This is a genomic window from Corallococcus sp. CA041A (assembly GCF_003612075.1).
In the GTDB taxonomy this organism is placed as follows: Bacteria; Myxococcota; Myxococcia; order Myxococcales; family Myxococcaceae; genus Corallococcus; species Corallococcus exiguus.
On sequence record NZ_RAWF01000011.1, the window covers coordinates 23,117 to 41,088 of the forward strand.

The window sequence follows — 17,972 nt, forward strand, 5'->3', positions numbered from 1 at the left end:
GCTCCTCACCCTGAGGCATCCCCTCACATGACACCGAAGGCTTCGCGGAAAACGGGTTGCTCGCGAACGAGTTGCTCGAGGAGTTCCATCAGCGGTTGCAACTGGGCCTCGGACATCATGGGCAAGGCTTGATAGGAGAAGCTGCCCTGGCGGAACAAAGAGTAGGTGCGGCTCTTGACCGTGTTGGCCTTGAGGTAGCCGCGCCATTCCCAGCCGCTCCCCGGCAGTTCCCAGCAACGTCAGCGGCGAGAGCGCCAGCGTATATACCAGCAGCAATCGACCGCGTCGCTCCGGCGCGGTGAGGCTCACGGCCGGCCGACAAGCCCATGCCGAAGCGCAAGTCCTTGATGTCCCGGAAACTCTCCTCGGTGCGGAAACGGCGGCTGTAGAGATCCACCACCTGGGAGGAACTCGCCTCGCTCTGACTGGTGGCCAGACACCACGCATCCTTCATCCCCTTCTTCTCCACGAGCACCACCTCCCCCACGGGCGCCTCGTCGTCTCTGACGCGGGCCGCCTTCAGACGCAAGGCTCGGCCCGAGGCGGGCCCCCACTCGGCGGCCGCGCGCGTTCGCCGCGGGCCGTGGTGACGGTGATGCACTGGCGGAAGCGAATGACGTACTCGAAGCTCAACTGCCCCAGCAGGGCGTAGAGCTTCTGGTCGGCCAAGCCCCGGTCCGCCAGCACCGTCACCTTCACCTCGGGGGCGATGAGTTCGCGCAGGCTCAAGAGGACGGCGTCCTCCACTTCGTTGCGAAACCCCTGGAGGGTGGACTTGCGCACCGTCAGCCACAACACCAGGGGCGTCAAGCGGCCATGTCGCGTCTTGAGCGCGGCTACCAGCGTCATCTGGTCGTCGGCCTCGAAGTCCGTCCAGTCCAGCGACACCACGGCCTCGGTGCGTTGGCCCAGCACGCACGACCCCCACAGGGCGAAGAGATGCCAGACGTCGATGCCCGTATTGGACAGCAGCCGATCGACCTGCTTCACCCAATGCTTGCCCTTGGTGCCACTGGCAATGGCCAGTGCCTGGCCGATGGCATACACCGACAGGCTGGCCGCATGACCACGCCCAACGTCGCCAGCGACCGCGATAAGACTCTCTTGGCATGCAGGTCGTCCCCGAAGAGTCCGGGCGAGGAAGGGGTGCACCTTCTTTTCGTTGAGGGGAGAGGTTCTCACCCAGTACGCAGTGTCGAGAGTGACATACTCCTCACACGGGCCAGCCGACCCTCCGCCTCCTTGTCAGCCTGCTAAATAAGGGGATGCCTCCGGAACCGCCTCCGACGCCACGAGCGCCCTCTCATTTCGCCCTGGTCCGTGATGCCCCCCATCCATCATAGACTCGCTTCAAAATAGATTAGATTCTGAGGCGCCGACGCAGAAAAACGCCTTCCAAACAACGAGTCAGACTTGCCTCTGCAAGAGAACAAACAACTCACACGACACCACCATTGAATCACAGCGCCTCTGACCACAACCTACCCCCCGTCCCTATCTGGTGGAGCCGCGACGAGTCTCGTCCGGAACAAGGAAGGATCCATGAGCATCACAATCAGGCTTCAAAGCATCAAGTGCCTCAGGGAAGTCAACGAGTCCTCCCCGACGGAGGAGCCTTACGTTCTCGTAACGTCAGCTGATCTGGGCTCCACCATCCCAGGCGTGCCCGCGCCTCCGAATCTCGAAGTATTTCGGTACGGGGTTTGGAACGAAGTCGATGCGGGTGAAGTGCGCGCAAGTGATGGTCCTGCCTTCTGGGGAGTTGACTCGGCACAGCACGACATCCGCAATCCGGATGATGTGGCCCTAATCGTCTCCTTAATGGAGAGCGACAACGCAGATCCCAGACAATATCAGACACTCGTGAAGACAGTAGCCACCATGTCTCTAACATCGTCACTAGGACAAACAAACAACCCCACAAGAGTGACAAAACTGCTTTCGGACATCCGAAACGCTCTCAATGGGGTCGACCTCCCTATACCATTCGCATTGGATGACGACCATATCGCCACAGAACAGCTGAAGCTTGACGGCGCCGACCTAATTCCATTCGGAATCCGGGAAAGAACAATCACCATCACAAACACCGAGGGCGCGTATGAGCTGACGTTTATAATCAAGCGGCATGGCTGGCGCGAATCTGAACTCGCAGGCCCGGGGAGCGCTTCGGGTAGCAGTCGTGTCGCAGCGGTTTCGCGCATCCCGGGCAGCATGGAGCTCTGGTGGGTCGGCGGAAACGGATCCGTCGAAGGCGCCTACTGGTACGATGGTCAGCCCTGGGCGCGGTACGAACTCGCGAATCCCGGTAAAGCGTCTGCGAGTGGTGGTATCGCAGCGGTTTCGCGCATCCCGGGCAGCATGGAGCTCTGGTACGTCGGCGGCAACGGCTCCATCAACGACGCGTTCTGGTACGGATGATTCGCCAAGAGCTGCACCTGGACCGGCGTGAGGCGGCTAGAGGCTGTCCCTGATCTCCGGCCCGAAAATCAACCTGGTGGCTCAAACACCGGCGTTGGACCCGGCCTTGAGGGGCATAGGAGGTTGCCAGCCAGCGTCAGGCATGATCAACGCTGACTGTGCGCCGACATGAACTGAGCGATGCCGAGTGGAGCCGCATCCAGCCCCTTGCTGGGCTCGCGGAGCGGCCCACCCTCGAAGCGAGGGGACCGCGACTTCATCAACGCCGTCATCTGGCGCGTGAAGACTGGGGTGCTATGGCGGGACCCTCCGGAGCGATTCGGCCACTGGAAGACCGTCTACAACCGCTTCCACCGCTGGGCGCAAGCCGGGCGCTGGGAAGCCATCTTCAAGGCCCTGCGACTTCCGGTGGATGAGTTCGGCTCGCTGGCAGACGCTTCCGTCGTCCGGGCGCATCAGGACGCCTCGGGCGGAAAAGGGGGTCCGAAGAAATGCTCTGGGGCGTTCTCGAGGAGGTTTTTCAACGAAGGTTCACGCCGTCACAACGACGGGCGGTAAGCCGCTCCACCTCGCGCTGACGGCCGGACAGCAGCATGAGTCCACGATGGCCGAGGAACTGCTGGTGCACGCAGAGGGCGACGCCTTCATCGCGGACACCGGCTATGACGCCGAGCGCATTCGCGCCAACGCCCAGAAGGTGGGGATGAAGCCCGTCATCCATCCCCATCCCAGCCGGAAGCAGCCTCCACCTCTGGACCGCCCCCTCTATCGGCTTCGCTACCGGGTGGAGTGCTTCTTCCACGACCTCAAGCGCTTTCGGGCTGCTGCTACCCGCTACGAAAAGACGGCGACCTGTTACCTCGCCGTCCTCCACGTCGCCTCCATGCTTCTCTGGCTGCGTTAATCAGGGACAGCCCCTAAGGCCCCGCGATGCTCATCGCGAGGCCCGTGGAAAAGCAAAAAGGCCCTGCCGGGTTAGGGCAGGGCCTTCTTTTTTGCTCCCCGAACGAAAGCCTGCGCGAACTCGTTCTCGGCACTCTCTCCAGAGACTGCGACGGAAAACACGAGAGAGGTCATGGGGTTACGTGAAGTCGGGAAAATTCAGGGTCCGATTGAGTCTCCGCAAACTTCGCCGCCTTTGTTCCCGAACATCGCGAATTGAGGAGGGCGCCCATCATTCTCCAGGAGGAGACGATGTGGGACGCCACGTGGGACGATGGAGCGGACGGGACCTCGTGCCCCCATGGTCGGAGGCCACGAACTCTCGTATCCAGACCCTCCCGTGAGCCCTGGCCGAGAGCACCGCGGCGCTGGTCGCCTGGGCACGCGGTTGTCCTCGATGGGCTGGCGGTCGGCAGGGCCGGCCTGGCGCTCCCTTCATCACGAGTGCTCAGCCTTTGATTGCGCGAGACGGCATGGGCGGTGTCACGATGATTCCGACCCCACTTTCACTGCTACAGGAACTCGCCGGCCCGCGCGCACCTCGCTTGCGCACCTCAACGCGCTCATGACGCAGCGAGCGGATTTGGGGCAGGCACAATGGGTTGACGTTGCGGGGACGGATGCTCAGGCGTGGAGTTGCTGCTGGAGCCAGGCGCGGATGCTGCTGAACTGCGCGGCAAACTCGTCGCCCTTCAGGTCCCGCTTCTCCTTGAGGAACACGTCGCTCAGGGAGCCCTCGATGGAGACACCGCCGCTGGCGCGCCCCGCGTCCAGCGACAGCTTCCCGGTGAAGCCGGCCGTCGCCGCGAGCTCGCCCTCCACGGTGACGGGCACCTTCCCCAGGTTCTTCGCCAGCGGCCCGAAGTCACCGTTGGCCAGGGCCTCGCGCGCCTTGGGGTCCGCCAGCGCGGCGGCGACGTCCACCGTCTTCCCCGTGAGCTTCAGCTTGCCGGACACGCCGGTGTCGCCCTTGAGGCTGGCCTCCGTCTGCGTGCCTCCCGGCGTGGCCAGGCCCACGCCGCTCTTGCCGGAGACGCCCACCTCGGCGGAGAGCGTGGAGGCCACGAGGTTGACCTGGGGCCCGGAGGAGCGGCCCTGCAGCGCCGCCGCCAGGTCCAGCTTCCCGTCGACCTCGAACTTGCTCTGCAGGGCGAGCTTGATGGAGCCCTTGCCCTCGACTTCCTTCGTGAAGGCGGTGTCGCTGCCGACGGAGCCCTTGCCCTCGATCTGCCCGGACTGCTCCACGGTGATGGTGGGCTTCTGGCCGTTCTTGCCGAACTCGATGTCGACCTTCGTCTCGAGCTGTCCCTTCAGCTCGCCCGCGAGCGGGACGTTGGGCAGCGGCAGGTCCGTCGCGAGCTTCCCGGCCAGGGTGCCCTTCACCGAGAAGCCCTTCAGGTGGTCGCCGAGGAACTTCTGCGCGTCCGTGCCGACGTACGAGTCCAGCTTCCGGTTGGTGTCACCCGCCTTGTCGAAGAACTTGCCGAGGCCGTCGGCGCCCACCGCCTTGGCGGCGCTTGCCAGGAAGCCGGAGACCTTGTCACCGACCTTGGCGCCGGCATCCACGGCGTAGCTCGCCGCGACGCCCAGCGCGGACTCGTTGCCGGCGGCCGCGATGATGCCCAGGCCGCGCAGGGCGTCCTCCTTGGACTTGAATTCGAACTTCGGGGAGACGCCGGCCCCGAGCTCCGCGGAGCCATTCACGGGGCCCTTCGTGCTCGGCTCGGCGGTGAGCTTCCCCTCGTTGAGGGCGGTGACTTCGTAGGTGCCGTTGGGCCCCCGCTTCACCTCGACCTCACTGCCAATCTCGCCACCGGCCTTGACCGGCGCGGCGCCCGCCTGGACCTCGCCGTTGGCGCTCAGCTTGAGCTTCACGCTGTCGCCCTCGGAGTTGAGGGCCACGTCCAGGGCCTCGCCGAGCCGGCCCTGCTTCGCCAAGTCCTGGGCCTGCTTCTGCTTCGACTGGGCGCCACCGAGGGTGGACGGGGCTCCGCTGCCCTGCACGGTGCCGCTGGCCGTGGCGGTGTTCCTGGCGCCCGGGTTGAGCTCGACCGGCGACTTCTTCGGTGCGCCCGCGTCGGCGTCCCGGGGCTCCGCGGGCCGGGTGGCGTGCGGTATCGCTTCGGGGTTGGCTTCCTGGGAAGGGGACGCGAATGGTTGACCGAGGGGCACTGGAGGGCCGCCCTGCATGCCATTCACGCCCATCGCGGTGAATGGGACCCCAGGCGCTTCGCCGCTCCCGGCCGTTTGGATGGCTTCCTGGGGCGGGGGCGTCAAACCCAGCAACTTCTCCAGTTCCGACTTCCGACTCGTGCCCTCGAAGGCGGAGGCGAGTTCATTCTTCGTGGGCTTGACCTTGTTGATGTCCTCCTGACTGTAGGGGGGCTTCTTGGATTCCTCGATGGCCAACGCATTCGCTTTGCGCATGGCCTCCTCGGCACTCTTTGCGGTGAGGGCTGCCGTTTCCTCCGCCGCCTGGAGCTTCTGGGCAGCCTTCCTGGAGGCCTCAGTTGCTTCCTTGAACTTCGTCTCTGCGGCCGCAAGGTCCTCCTTCGACTTCTTCGCCTCCGCGGGTGGCTGTCCGGACCTCTCCGCTGCCTTGCGCGTGTCGGCGACAGCCTTCTCCGCTGATTTCTGCTGTCTCCGCGCGGAATCCGCGTCGCGCTTGGCCTGCGCCAAGTTGTCCCGAGCCGCCTCCGCCGCCTTGCGCTTGGCCTCGGCCGCGAGCCGCGCCGCTTCCGCCTTCTGCCGGGCCTCCTCTGCGCGGCGCTGCGCTTCGGCAGGGTCTACTTTTCCGCCAGAACCGACCGCTGTCACTGAACCCATGGAGTATCTCCTCTCGACGGGGAATGCCTTGTGTCAGGCAAGGCGGATGCGATGCCTGTGATTGGAGACGCGGACACGAAACGGGCCCGAGGCGTGGTACGTCCTGCTCGGGTCGATGCGTGTCTGCCCCTGCAGTCGAGGAGAAAGAGGGAGGAAGGCAACCGGCGTCCCAAAAAAACTTGGGAGGGGCGCTGAGGGACCTAGGGGCTGTCCCTGATCTCCGGCCCGAAAATCAACTTGGTGGCTCAAACACCGGCGTTGGACCCGGCCTTGAGGGGCACCAGGAGGTTGCCAGCCAGCGTCAGGCATGATCAACGCTGGCTGTGCGCCGACATGAACTGAGCGATGCCGAGTGGAGCCGCATCAAGCCCTTGCTGGGCTCGCGGAGCGGCCCACCCTCGAAGCGAGGGGACCGCGACTTCATCAACGCCGTCATCTGGCGCGTGAAGACTGGGGTTCTATGGCGGGACCTTCCGGAGCGATTCGGCCACTGGAAGATCGTCTACAACCGCTTCCACCGCGGGGCGCAAGTCGGGCGCTGGGAAGCCATCTTCAAGGCCCTGCGACTTCCGGTGGATGAGCTCGGCTCGCTGGCAGACGCTTCCGTCGTCCGGGCGCATCAGGACGCCTCGGGCGGAAAAGGGGGTCCGAAGAAATGCTCTGGGGCGTTCTCGAGGAGGTTTTTCAACGAAGGTTCACGCCGTCACAACGGCGGGCGGTAAGCCGCTCCACCTCGAAATAACGCCCGGCCAGCAACATGAGTCCACGATGGCCGAGGAGTTGTTGGTGCACGCCGAGGCAAGGCCTTCATCGCGGACACCGGTTACGACGCAGAGCGCATTCGCGCCAACGCCCTGAAGGGGGAATGACGCCTGTCATTCATCCCCATCCCAGCAGGAAGCAACCGCCTGCGCTGGACCGCACCCTCTATCGGTTGCGCTACCGGGTGGAGTGCTTCTTCCACGACCTCAAGCGCTTTCGGGCTGCGGCCACCCGCTACGACAAGACGGCGAAGAGCTACCTCGCCGTCCTGCACGTTGCTTCCATGCTTCTTTGGCTGCGGTAATCAGGGACAGCCCCTAGCGTCCTTGGCGACCGTGGCCGCGGCGGCCTTCTCCTGTCGCGCGGTAGTCGCGGCGCGCCGGACCGGCGGCAAGGCTTTCCGGGCATCCGCCGCCGCATTGATCTTGGCGTCGGCGGCGACCTTCGCCGCCGCCGCCTTCTGCTGCTCCGCCAGCTCTTTTTTCTGCTGCTCGGCAATGTCTACCTTTGCTCCCGGACCACTCGCGGGTGCGACGGCGCCCATGGGACACTCCCCTCTTGATGAAGGATTCACAGCCCATCATCGGGATAGACAGACACCACCCGGATGAAAGGAAGACACCGACACGCAGGACTTACGAAACGCCGAGCGCTCTTCCTAGAAGTCAAGAATCCAGTGATGCGCTCATGGGGAATGAGGGAATGGCCCCGCCTGCATCTCAAGATTTCTTCCGTGCGCGAGTCAACGCACGACTGCCCATGCACTCGTGAAGAGCGCGGGAATGGTCTAAGCTGCATCCCAGGACTTCAAAGGGGGAATGCCCACGCGCTTGACTCAACTCTCCGACGGCTCTGTCTGGCAAACCGGAACGCATCGCGGAGTGAGCACATGCATTCATGTCCAGAGGAAGTGACGCTGACGGACTTTCTCGCGGGGCTGCTCTCAGAAGAGCACCGGACCTCTGTCCTGGCGCACCTGGAAGGCTGTACGGACTGCCGTTGGGTCCTGGCGGCAGGGAATGACACCCAGGTCCTGGCCGGTGCTCCGAAGGCCTCCGCACAGGCGCCGTCCCAGCTACTGCTGCCGGGCGACAAGCTCTCCCGGTACGTGGTGCGAGAGCGCATCGGCTCTGGCGCGATGGGCGTCGTGTACGCGGCGGACGACCCCGAACTGGGACGCCGGGTGGCCATCAAGATGCTGCGTCCCGAGGGACGCCAACGCGAGGAGTTGCGGCAGCGGCTGCTGCGCGAGGCCCAGGCGCTCGCCCGGCTCCGCCATCCCAATGTCGTCACCCTCTACGACGTGGGCACCCATGCAGACGGCGTCTTCCTCGCCATGGAGCTGGTGGAGGGCACCACTCTGGCGGAGTGGATGCGGCAGCCGCGTCCCTGGAAGGAGGTGCTCCGCGTCTTCCGCGAAGCAGGCAAGGGCCTCGCCGCCGCGCACGCCGCGGGCCTGGTGCACCGCGACTTCAAGCCCGCCAACACCCTCCTGAGCAAGGAGGGCCGCGTCTTCGTGACGGACTTCGGCATCGCCGGCCCGCTCCAGCAGGACGAGGGCGCTCCGCTCCAGGAGCCCGACACGGCCCCGGTCGCCTCCATGAGGCACCTCACCCGCACGGGCCAGCTCCTGGGCACGCCCGCCTACATGGCTCCGGAGATCCTGGAGGGCCAGCACGCGGACGCCCACTCCGACGAGTTCAGCTTCTGCGTGGCCCTCCACGAGGCCCTCTTTGGCGTGCGCCCCTTCCAGGGTGCGACACTCCAGGAGCTGGCCCAGGCCGCGCGGCAAGGCACCCTCAGCCCCCCGAAGCGGGAGGTGAAGGTTCCAGCCCGCGTCCGGCGCGCGGTCCTCCGGGGGCTCAGCGCCAACCCCGAGGAGCGCTTCCCCTCCATGGAGTCCCTCCTGGCGGCCCTCACGCCACGGCCCATCCGGTGGCTTGCGCGGATGACGGCCGTGGCGGCCGTGGCGGGCGTCCTGGGCACCCTCGCGGCCTACGGGGTGACGCATCGCGAGGGGAGCCACTGCGAGCAGGAAGTGGAGAAGCTCACGGTGGCCTGGAGCCCCGCGCGACGCGAACGGATCCGCACGGCCTTCCTGTCCACGGGCGCGTCCTACGCCGCGCCAGCATGGGAGCAGCTCGCGTCGGCGATGGACGCCTACGCCGCCCAGTGGCGGACGCTTCGCACCGAGGCCTGCATGGCCACGGACAGCGACACGGCGGACGTCGCCTGGCAGACGGCCGCGTGCCTGGACGCGCGGCTCTGGCAGTTCGCCGCCGTGACCGAGGTGCTGGAGAAGGCGGACGTGCTGACGGTGCAGAACGCGCACCCGCTGACAACCTCCCTCGAGGGGCTCGCCGGCTGCCGGGACGCGCCCGGCCTCTCCGCCCGGCCGCAGCCGCCCGAGAACCTCCGGGCCCCGGTGGAGGCGGCACGGCACAAGCTGGCGCAGGCCCGCGCCCACCTCGTGTCACACCGGTTCACCGAGGGCCTCGCGGTGACGACAGCCCTCCTCGAGGAGCTGAAGGTGCTCGACTACAAGCCGCTGCGGGCGGAGGTGCTCCTGGCCCACGGCGTGTTCCTCGGGGGCCTCAACAAACCGAAGGAAGCGGAGGCGGTCCTCTACCAGGCGATGTGGGAGGGAGAGGCCGCGCGTGACGACGAGACGGTGGCACGGGCCTGGCTGGAGCTCATCTGGGTGGTGGGGGAGGAGCAGTCCCACGCCGACGAAGCGGAGAAGCTCATCCTGCACGCCCGGGCCGCCGTCGAGCGGCTGGGACGGGAGCGCTTCCCCGACATCACGACGGACCTGCACGCGCGCCTGTCGTCGCTGCGAGAGGCGCACGGCCAGCTCGCCGAGGCGGAGCAGGAGGCACTCCAGGGCCTGGAGTTCTCCCGCAGGAGGAATGGCCCGGACAGCCTGCGCACGCCCAACCTCCTCCACCAGCTGGGACGCATCCGCTACGGCCAGGGCCGCTACGAGGAAGCGCTGAAGCTCCACCGCGAGGCCCTGGCGCTGCGCGAGCGATTGCTGGGCCCCGACAACCCGGCCCTCGCGACCTCCTACAACCGGGTCGCCACGGCCTCGCTGGAGGTGGGCCGGCACGCCGAGGCCATCAGCGCCTGGCGCAGGGCCCTGGCCCTCCAGGAGGCGTCCTCCAGCCCGGAGACGACTCCGATGGGGACGGTGCTGCTGAACCTGGCCGGGGTCTCGCGCCTCGAAGGCCGGCTGGAGGAGGCGCGCTCACAGGTCGAGCGGGCACGCGCCATCTTCGAGCGGGCCCGGGGCCCCAATCACATCACCGTCATCTTCGCGCTCACGGAGCAGGCGGTCCTCGCCCGCGAGGCGGGCCAGGACGCCGAGGCGCTGGCCTTCGCCACGGAGGCCCTGGAGCGCGTCCAGCGGTCCCTGGGCCCGGACTCGCCGCGCGCCGCCCTGCCGCTGACCGTCCGGGGGCAGGTGCACCTGAAGGCGGGCCGCCATCCCGAGGCGCGGCGCGACCTGGTGGACGCGCTGAAGCGGCTGGAGGGGGACTCCGGACTGGCGGCGGGGAAGACGGTGTCCGTGCTGCAGTTGCTGGCCGAGCTGGCCCTGGCGACACGGGCCCCGAAGGAGGCGCTCGCGTACTGCGACCGGGCGAGGACCCTCACCGAGAAGACCGATGGCGCGGAGTCCCAGGACGGTGCCAACGCGCTGACCTGCGCCGGCAAGGCGCATCTGGCACTGGGCGCGGCGGCGCAGGCCACACCGCTGCTCGAGCGCGCCCGTCGCATCCAGACCCGCTGGGGCAAGCCCGGTGACGCGGAGGCGGCCGGGAGGACCTCCTTCCTGTTGGCCCGGGCGCTCATGGAAACGCACCCCGCCCCGGACCGGACGCGAGCGTTCGAACTGGCCGAAGAGGCCCGGACGCGGCTGGAGTCCGTGGGAGTCCGAGGCCAGCCGGAGCTCCAGCGAGTGCTGGCCTGGCAACAGCGGGAGGCGAAGCGATGAGCGAGCAACAGAAGACAGGCTCCCTGGCGGCGCTGCTGCGGGAGCACCTGCCCTGGGAGCAGCGCGCGGAGCTGGACGCAGTGGAGGGGTTGGAGGCACTGCTGAACCAATTCGTCGAGGCGGCCCGGAGCGGGTGGGCCTGGGCCACGACGCCGCTCCCGGCGGAGTCCTTCGCGCGGCACCTGGCCCGGCACCTGCCCGCGGGAAGGACATTGGAGGTGATGCGCGTCCTCCATGGCGCCGACCTGTACCTCGCGTGCGCCTGCGCCACCGGGGAGCCCTCGGCCCTCCGGGCCTTCGAGCAGAACATCCTCCGGTACATCCCCGCCCGGCTCGGGAGGGTGTCGCCGAGCATGGTGGACGAAGTGCTGCAGGTGCTGCGCGAGCGGCTGCTGGTGGGCAGCGGCGACACGCCCCCGAGGATCGCGAGCTATGGGGGACGAGGGCCCCTGCTGACCTGGGTGGGCATCGTCGCCGCGCGCATCGCCGGGGAGCTCGTGGGCCGGGACGCGCGCCATGAGCTCGTCGCGGAGCCTCCCGAGGAGCTCGCACGGCTCCTGGCCCCGGGCGACCCCGAGTACGCGCTGCTGCGCGAAGACGCGCGCAGGCTCCTCGTCGAGTCGCTCCGCAAGGCGGTGGCGGTGCTCCCGGAACAGGAGCGGACCCTGCTGCGCCTGCACCATTTCCATGGGTTCACGATGGACCGGCTGACGCTCATGTATGGCGGCTCGCGCTCCGGCATCGCGCGCAGGATCGCGGAGGCCCGCGAGCAGTTGCTCGAGCGCGTTCGCATGGAGCTCGCGCCCCGGCTGAAGCAGGACCGGCTTGCCCTGGAGAGCCTGTTGGGACTGGTCAGCAGCCGACTGGATCTCAGCCTCCAGGGCTTGCTGGACTGATGCCCTGCCTGGGGCCCGGCTCCCCAGGGATTTCTTGGGATGCCCTTGGGCCCACTCCCTCTTCCCAATTGATTGCAGGGGCGGCCATTCATTGACCCGCCAGCCCCAATCAAGAGGAGCGGACCCATGGCTGGAGTGAAAGCAGTCGGTGGCTCGAATGCATCAAAAGTCGATCCCGCCGAGGCACAGCGCCTCGCGGAGGCGGCCCGACAGAAGGCGGAGGCGGCGCGGCTCGCCGCCGAAGCCAAGCGCAAGGCGGCGACGGAGGCCCGGGACACCCTGGCGCAGGCCCGGCTCGAAGCGGATGCCGCGCGACGGCAGAAGGCCACCGCGGAAAAGGCCACCGCCGCCGCACGCCAAGCCGCGCAGAAGCCGGGGCAGACGCCCGAGGAGGCGAAGAAGTCGAAGGATGCCCTCGCCGCCGCGGAGAAGAAGCTCAAGGAGGCCACCGAGGCGTCCAGGACCGCGGCCCAGAACCTCCAGAAGGCGGAGGAGCAGGCGGCCCTGGCCGCCAGGAGCGCGGAGCAGGCCATGCACAAGGCGAACGCGTTGGCCCTCGCGGAATGCAAGCCCGCCCCGTACAGCCAGAAGGACATCGACAAGGTGAAGCCGACGAAGAACGAGCTCGACTCGGCCTTCGAGGGCACGAGTCGCAAGGCGGAGCTGGAGAAGGTGTTGGGTTTGACGCCCCCGCCGCAGCAGGAAGTCATCCAGACGTCCGGGGAGGGCGGAGCGCCTGGAACTCCGCTCGACGCGGTGGACGCCTTCAAAGGCCCCTTCGGGCAGACGTACACGGGCCCGTCCGCCGACACCTGGTTCCAGCAGCGGCAGGGAGCCCCCCTGGGCGACGCGGCGCAGTCCCAGCCGGCCAGTGGCACCGCCGTCCCCTCCACGCCGGATGGCAGCGACGACTCACCAGCGGGAGTCGCGCAATCGCAGGAATGAGCAGCACCCGGCGACAGGGCAACCCTTCATCTCCGCGAGCACCGGGAACATGGACCCGTGCAATGAAAGACAATTCGATGCGTCCTTCCACCCACGGCAAGGCAAGAGCCGTGTTTTCGAGCATCCCGTGGCGACGCGGCAGCTGTGTCTGGGGATTGCTCCTCTGGCTCTCCCTCATCCCAGGGGTTGCCCGAGGCGACGTCTCCCCCGACGTACGCATCTGCGCGAAGTCCACCTACCTGTTGTTCGAGGACCTCGATTACGAGCGTGCCCTGGAACAGATGGCCCGCTGCAAGGAGGTATCGCGCGGGCCCGAGGATGAGGTGGTGCTGTCGCTCTACCAGGGCGTCATCCTGGTGGAGCTGAGCGGAAGGTTGAGCGACGCCGAAGCCGCCTTCAAGGCCGCCCTCAGCTTGAACCCCGATGCGAAGTTGCCGCTGACTGTCTCGCCCAAGGTGAAGCGGCACTTCGAAGCGGTGCGCAAGAGAGTCCTGAAGGAGTTGGCCGCGCGAGGGGCGGCCAGTGAGCCCCTGAACCAGGAGCCCCCCTCGGAAGCGCAGGAGGTTCAGGCGCCGCGAGAGCCGCTCCCCGTCGTCACCACGGGAGTCCCGGAGTCTTCATCCGCTCCCCTGCGGGATTTGTCCGGCTCGCACTCACTCCTGCGAGACCGGGCGCTCATTCCCGCCGTGGCGGGAGGGGCCTTCGTCGTCGCGGCGGGCGTCTTCTGGGGAGTGGCGGAGGGGCGGAAGTCGAAGCTGGATGGCGTGGCAAAGGACATCCACTCAGAGGCCGATGCCAGGAACGCGGCCCACGGCGCGCGAAGGCTGCAGACGGCCTCCGTGGGGCTGCTGGTCACGGGGCTGGTGGGGCTGGGCGCCTCCACGGGGATGTACCTGCTGGGGTCGCCGAAGAAGCCGGTGCCCGTGCAGTTCGGGCTGGATGGGACGTCCGTGTTCGTGTCTGGGAGGTTGCCATGAAGCCCCTGCTCCGCTCGACAGCCCTTGGCTTGCTGCTGCTCGGCGTCCAGGCCACTGCGTGTCTCGACGTCGACGACCTGGTGGACCAGTTCTGCCTCGACAATCCTCGCATCTGCAAGGATGGCGGGTCGGATGCGGGGCCTGACGGCAATGACATCCTGGATGCAGGTGGACCGGACGGCGGGGACGCGGGGCAGGACGGAGGGGACGCGGGGCAGGACGCAGGACCTGACGGGGGCCTTCCCGATGACGAGCGCGAACCGCCGGGGTGGAAGTCCGTGGTCTCCATGAGAATGCGGCGCACAGGCCATACGGCCACCGCGCTGGGAGACGGCCGGGTGCTTGTTGTTGGCGGAAGCAGCACGGGCGACCTCTCGGCGGTCAACCCGACGAACACGACGGAGATCTACACCGTCGCCTCCAACAGCTGGAGTGCCGGCGGGAACCTGGGGACGGCTCGCATGGACCACACCGCCACCCGGCTGCGGAATGGCAACGTATTGGTGGTCGGTGGCAGGGGACCCACGGGTGGCGCGCTGGGCAGTGCTGAAATCTATGACGTGGGTGCGAATGAATGGACCGCGGTCAGTCCCATGCCCGGCGGAGCACGTGCCTCCCATGCCGCCGTCTTGCTGCCCTCGGGGAAGGTGCTGGTGGCGGGTGGCGGCAGCTCGGATGCCGATGGGCTGAACACCTCCGAACTCTATGCTCCGGACAACGACTCCTGGACGAAGACAGGGGACCTGAACGTCAGACGCAACATGCTGACGCTCACCCTGCTGGACGGTGGCGTGGCATTGGCCATTGGTGGCTACCATCGCAACGGAGCGGAGGCGACCGCCGAGGTCTACGACTCGAACCCACCGGATGGAGGATGGCGACTCCTTTCGCAGCGGATGGGCCATGGGCGCAACGGGCACGCCGCCACGCTGCTGCCCTCTGGACAGGTCCTGGTCACCGGCTCCCTCGAGGGTTCACCTGGAACGGTCCTCCCGTCAGTGGAACTCTTCGAGCCAGGCAGCGCTTCGTGGACGCCCCAGGCAGACATGAGGGAAGCCCGCTTCCTCCACACGGCCACCGCCCTGCCTTCGGGCGAGGTGCTGGTGACGGGCGGGTATTCCACCTCCTACGCGAAGCCGCGTGCCTCCGCGGAGATACTCCGGCGGGATGGCGGCTGGGAACCCATCGCCCCCATGTCATCGGCGCGCACCTCTCACACCGCCACGTGGCTGGAATCTGGGAGTGTGCTCATTATCGGAGGCACCGACGGCGGCGTGGCGCTGGACACCGCCGAGCGGTACGTCCCCTGAGCGTCGTCCGAGCCCCGCGAGGCGTTCCTCCAGGTCAGGGGAACGTCACGTTGGTGAGCGTGAGGGTCCGAGGCCCGTCTTCTTCCCACAGCTTGAGCGAGAAGGGCCCTTGAACAAGAGCCGCTGAAGCCTCGGCCTCAACCACGACGCGGCCGATCTCTCCTGTCGAAATGGGGTGCTCCTGCCACAGGCGAAGCACCTTCAACTCCACGCCGGCCTTGGTTCGAAGCATTGCCCCTTTTCCAATCCAGGTCTGGGCCCCCGAGTTCACCGCCAGATGGATTTCCACGGCCACCCTGGTCGAGGATCGGTAGCTTCGGACGATGGCTGCCCGAAGCACATTCCCAGCCGATTGGGCTACGTCCTTGGTCACGACCCATCCGGCCACACCGTGCTCATCCAATGCCTTGGTGGAGATGAGGCCTGCAAGACCGGCCGGAGCCTCATGCTCCGCCATCAGGTGGGCGCGCTCTTGCTGGCACCGCACCAGCGCGTCACGAACCTCCCTGGCTTCCTGCTGGTACGTCTCAACCGTCCGCCGCCCACGATAGACCTCGACAAGCGGCTCCGCGTTCGCGGGATGCGCCCGCAGAAGGAAGGTGGCACTCCTCGGTGCGGCTCCATCCTGGAAACGCACGACCAGTCGAAACTGCTCGCCAGCCGTCACGCGCGGAGAGGGCACCAACCGGAGGGTGGTCTGCCCCACATCCACGAGGGAGAAGCGGTCCCGTCCTTCGAGCTCGATGCCATCGCGCAGCAGGTCAGAGTCAAAGAACAGGCCTGTCGAGACGTTCGCACTGATGACGATCTCGGACGCGGGTCGAGCGTCGTCAGGGGCCAACTCGATGCGCCGCGCGCCCGGCAGGGTGGCCAGAACCGTGGATTGAGCGTCTGCCACTCCGCCCACGAACAAGAGGCCCAGGAGAACGATGAAGGAAGATGAAGGCACTCGGCGGCGGCTCCCAGAGGGTTCTGCTACTCGAACTCGCCCACTGCCTTCACGCGAGCTGTCGTGTAGATGCGGGCACTGGAGACCGAGTCGTCTCCGGGTTCTCGAGCCATTCCTCGCTCGCCCTCCTCCGCGTAGACCTCGATGCACACGGGGAAGCTGTCGCCCTTCCGCGTCGTCGCCCAGGTCAGACGCCCATAGACGCGGTCCCTCACGATGAGCCGGCCTGACAGCACTGTCATGCGCGGCATGTCCCCCCAATCGCTGATCAGGATCAACTGAGTGGGTCCCTCCCGCACCGGAATCACCTTGGGCACGTCGACGACGAAGAGCGCGTCTTCCTTTGTCCCGATATTGATACCCAACTTCTCCATGACCTTGGCGGCTCCCACCGGGCACGGCTCGGGAGGAGGCGCAGGGCGCACCTGGGTGCCAGGGCATGCGAGTGCCGTGCAGGCCGCCGCCGCGCTCACCGCACGGGCCATGATCCCCAGGCCCTTCTTCGCGGGCTTAGAGGGGAGCTGAAGGGGCAGGGTGTCTTTCGGCTGCGTAGTCACGGTGGCTGAAACCTCCTGGAGCGTCGCGGGGAGTGCGACGGCCGCGGCGGTGGCCTCCGGCCCGATGGGAGCCGCGGCGCGGTCAGCTTGAGGCGACTTGCCAGAGGGCGCTACTTCCTGACGGGGAGGCGTCACCGGAGCCATTCGTGACGGCCAGAGCATCAGCGAGGCCCCCGCCGCGAGCAGCCCCAGGACCCGCGCGACCCTCGTCCAGGCCCGCGAGTGTCCTCGCGGCTTCGGCGCGGCCTTCACGGGGGTCCCGCTCGCCGTCGTCGCCGCGTCGGCGGACGGAGGGAGTCCTGGCGGCGGTGGGCGTCTTCCACGACGAGGACGGTACATCGGTGCAAGCCTCCACCGCTCCTCGCTGTCCCTCCCCCCTTCCGTCGTCGCGGTGTCCTCACCGAAGGCGTCGCAGAGCGGCACGTCCCACGCCGCGTCCGCGTGCACCAGCACTCGCTCAAGCTCCGTCACAGCGGCCAGGGCACTCAACGTGCGCGTCTCTGGCGTCTTCTCCAGGAGGCGCAAGCACACGTCGCCCAGCGCTCGAGGCACCCGTGCATTCTCCTCGTGCGGCGGCACCGGTTCACGGGTCATGACGGCCTCGATGAAGCTGGCGTCGTCGACTCCATCGAAAGGCTTTCGCGCCGTCAGCAACGCGTAGAGGACAAGACCCAGGGCCCACAAATCATCCGAAGGACCAGCGCTGTACTGGGCTCCGGCCAGGCGTGCGTGCTGCCGGAAATACCGCCACGCCTCCGGGGAGCGATACTCCGGCGTCGCCGGCGGCAGGATGTCCACCGTCAGCCTCCGCGCGCCCTCGTAGTCGCCAATGCCGAAGTCCAACAGCTTGGCCAGGCCGTCCGAAGCCCGAACCATGACGTTGGCCTCCTTCACGTCCCGGTGCAGCACGCCCGCCACGTGAGAAGCCGCCAGTGCCCGCGCTACATCGAGTACTACGCGAGCCACCTGCCGCGCCGTGGGGTTCTCCTCGTCCGCCCACACGTCCAGCCGGCGCCCATCCACATACTCCATGACGATGATGACGAACTGCGGCGCCCCTGGTGGCCACAGGCCGTGGCCCTGGATGCCCACCACGTTGGGGTGGCGCAGCTTCAAGAGGATGGAGATTTCGCGCTCCGCCCGCTCGCCCACGCGCGGCAGGTGCAGCAGCTTCATGGCGAAGGGCTGCCCCGCGTTGCGAGCGAGGTACACCGTGCCGCAGCCCCCCTGCCCCAGTTGGCGCTCCACCGTGTAGCCCAAGACCTTGGCCCCGGGCGGCAGGATGGAGGGAGGCGGCTTCATATCGTCCTTCCTTGGGAACTCAGGGCCACTCGCATGCGACGTCCTCGAAGCGGGGCTGGGGACGCTACCAGAAACACGAGAAGCCCGGGCA

The 17,972-nt window shown here is 67.4% G+C and carries 14 protein-coding genes and 1 pseudogene; 10 read left to right on the forward strand and 5 right to left on the reverse strand.

Going from position 1 to position 17,972, the window contains the following annotated elements:
- Positions 1 to 23 precede the first annotated feature (23 nt).
- Positions 24 to 1,130, reverse strand: a pseudogene (locus tag D7V77_RS03640) (IS4 family transposase); the annotation flags it as partial.
- 412 nt (positions 1,131 to 1,542) lie between these two features.
- On the opposite strand from D7V77_RS03640, the gene D7V77_RS43170 reads away from it, so the two are divergent.
- The 3 genes from D7V77_RS43170 (at position 1,543) to D7V77_RS44555 (ending at position 3,325) form a co-directional block, all read left to right on the forward strand.
- Positions 1,543 to 2,421: a hypothetical protein gene (locus D7V77_RS43170; protein ID WP_147451969.1), complete on the forward strand. Its 879-nt coding sequence runs from the start codon at positions 1,543 to 1,545 to the stop codon at positions 2,419 to 2,421.
- 180 nt (positions 2,422 to 2,601) lie between these two features.
- Positions 2,602 to 2,979, forward strand: a complete 378-nt coding sequence (locus D7V77_RS45895) for a transposase (RefSeq protein WP_120574873.1) — start codon at positions 2,602 to 2,604, stop codon at positions 2,977 to 2,979.
- Positions 2,876 to 3,325 carry an IS5 family transposase gene (locus D7V77_RS44555; protein WP_368666169.1) on the forward strand — a complete coding sequence of 150 codons (450 nt, stop codon included), beginning with the start codon at positions 2,876 to 2,878 and terminating at the stop codon, positions 3,323 to 3,325. The genes D7V77_RS45895 and D7V77_RS44555 overlap by 104 nt, the downstream gene beginning before the upstream one ends.
- 662 nt (positions 3,326 to 3,987) lie before the next feature.
- Here D7V77_RS44555 and D7V77_RS44560 read toward each other — a convergent pair.
- On the reverse strand, positions 3,988 to 5,790 hold the full coding sequence (locus tag D7V77_RS44560) for a hypothetical protein (protein WP_233596663.1): 1,803 nt from the start codon (positions 5,788 to 5,790) through the stop codon (positions 3,988 to 3,990).
- Positions 5,791 to 6,512: 722 nt separating this feature from the next.
- Here D7V77_RS44560 and D7V77_RS45900 point away from each other — a divergent pair.
- On the forward strand, positions 6,513 to 6,911 hold the full coding sequence (locus D7V77_RS45900) for a transposase (RefSeq protein ID WP_158624305.1): 399 nt from the start codon (positions 6,513 to 6,515) through the stop codon (positions 6,909 to 6,911).
- A gap of 143 nt (positions 6,912 to 7,054) precedes the next feature.
- Complete coding sequence (locus tag D7V77_RS03670) at positions 7,055 to 7,255, forward strand: transposase (protein ID WP_158624307.1); 201 nt, start codon at positions 7,055 to 7,057, stop codon at positions 7,253 to 7,255.
- On the opposite strand, the gene D7V77_RS03675 is transcribed toward D7V77_RS03670, so the two are convergent.
- Positions 7,256 to 7,495 (reverse strand): hypothetical protein, encoded by a 240-nt coding sequence (locus D7V77_RS03675; protein WP_120574877.1) that lies wholly within the window; start codon positions 7,493 to 7,495, stop codon positions 7,256 to 7,258. It abuts the gene before it with no gap.
- Positions 7,496 to 7,840: 345 nt separating this feature from the next.
- Here D7V77_RS03675 and D7V77_RS03680 point away from each other — a divergent pair, with 345 nt between their 5' ends.
- From D7V77_RS03680 to D7V77_RS03700, 5 genes are all read left to right on the forward strand, one after another.
- A complete protein-coding gene (locus D7V77_RS03680) occupies positions 7,841 to 10,945 on the forward strand; it encodes a tetratricopeptide repeat protein (protein WP_120574878.1) in 3,105 nt (1,034 codons plus the stop codon).
- Entirely contained in the window at positions 10,942 to 11,841 is a 900-nt protein-coding gene (locus D7V77_RS03685) for an RNA polymerase subunit sigma-70 (protein ID WP_120574879.1), read from the forward strand. Before D7V77_RS03680 ends, D7V77_RS03685 begins: the two co-directional genes overlap by 4 nt.
- A 126-nt stretch (positions 11,842 to 11,967) precedes the next feature.
- Positions 11,968 to 12,786, forward strand: coding sequence for a hypothetical protein (locus D7V77_RS03690; protein WP_120574880.1), 819 nt, complete (start codon positions 11,968 to 11,970; stop codon positions 12,784 to 12,786).
- 110 nt (positions 12,787 to 12,896) lie between these two features.
- Positions 12,897 to 13,763 carry a hypothetical protein gene (locus D7V77_RS03695; protein WP_233596664.1) on the forward strand — a complete coding sequence of 289 codons (867 nt, stop codon included), beginning with the start codon at positions 12,897 to 12,899 and terminating at the stop codon, positions 13,761 to 13,763.
- Positions 13,760 to 15,073 (forward strand): kelch repeat-containing protein, encoded by a 1,314-nt coding sequence (locus D7V77_RS03700; protein WP_120574882.1) that lies wholly within the window; start codon positions 13,760 to 13,762, stop codon positions 15,071 to 15,073. Before D7V77_RS03695 ends, D7V77_RS03700 begins: the two co-directional genes overlap by 4 nt.
- 34 nt (positions 15,074 to 15,107) lie before the next feature.
- On the opposite strand, the gene D7V77_RS03705 is transcribed toward D7V77_RS03700, so the two are convergent.
- On the reverse strand, positions 15,108 to 16,022 hold the full coding sequence (locus D7V77_RS03705) for a DUF2381 family protein (protein ID WP_120574883.1): 915 nt from the start codon (positions 16,020 to 16,022) through the stop codon (positions 15,108 to 15,110).
- Between the two features lie 26 nt (positions 16,023 to 16,048).
- Positions 16,049 to 17,881: a serine/threonine-protein kinase gene (locus D7V77_RS03710; protein ID WP_120574884.1), complete on the reverse strand. Its 1,833-nt coding sequence runs from the start codon at positions 17,879 to 17,881 to the stop codon at positions 16,049 to 16,051.
- Positions 17,882 to 17,972 lie beyond the last annotated feature (91 nt).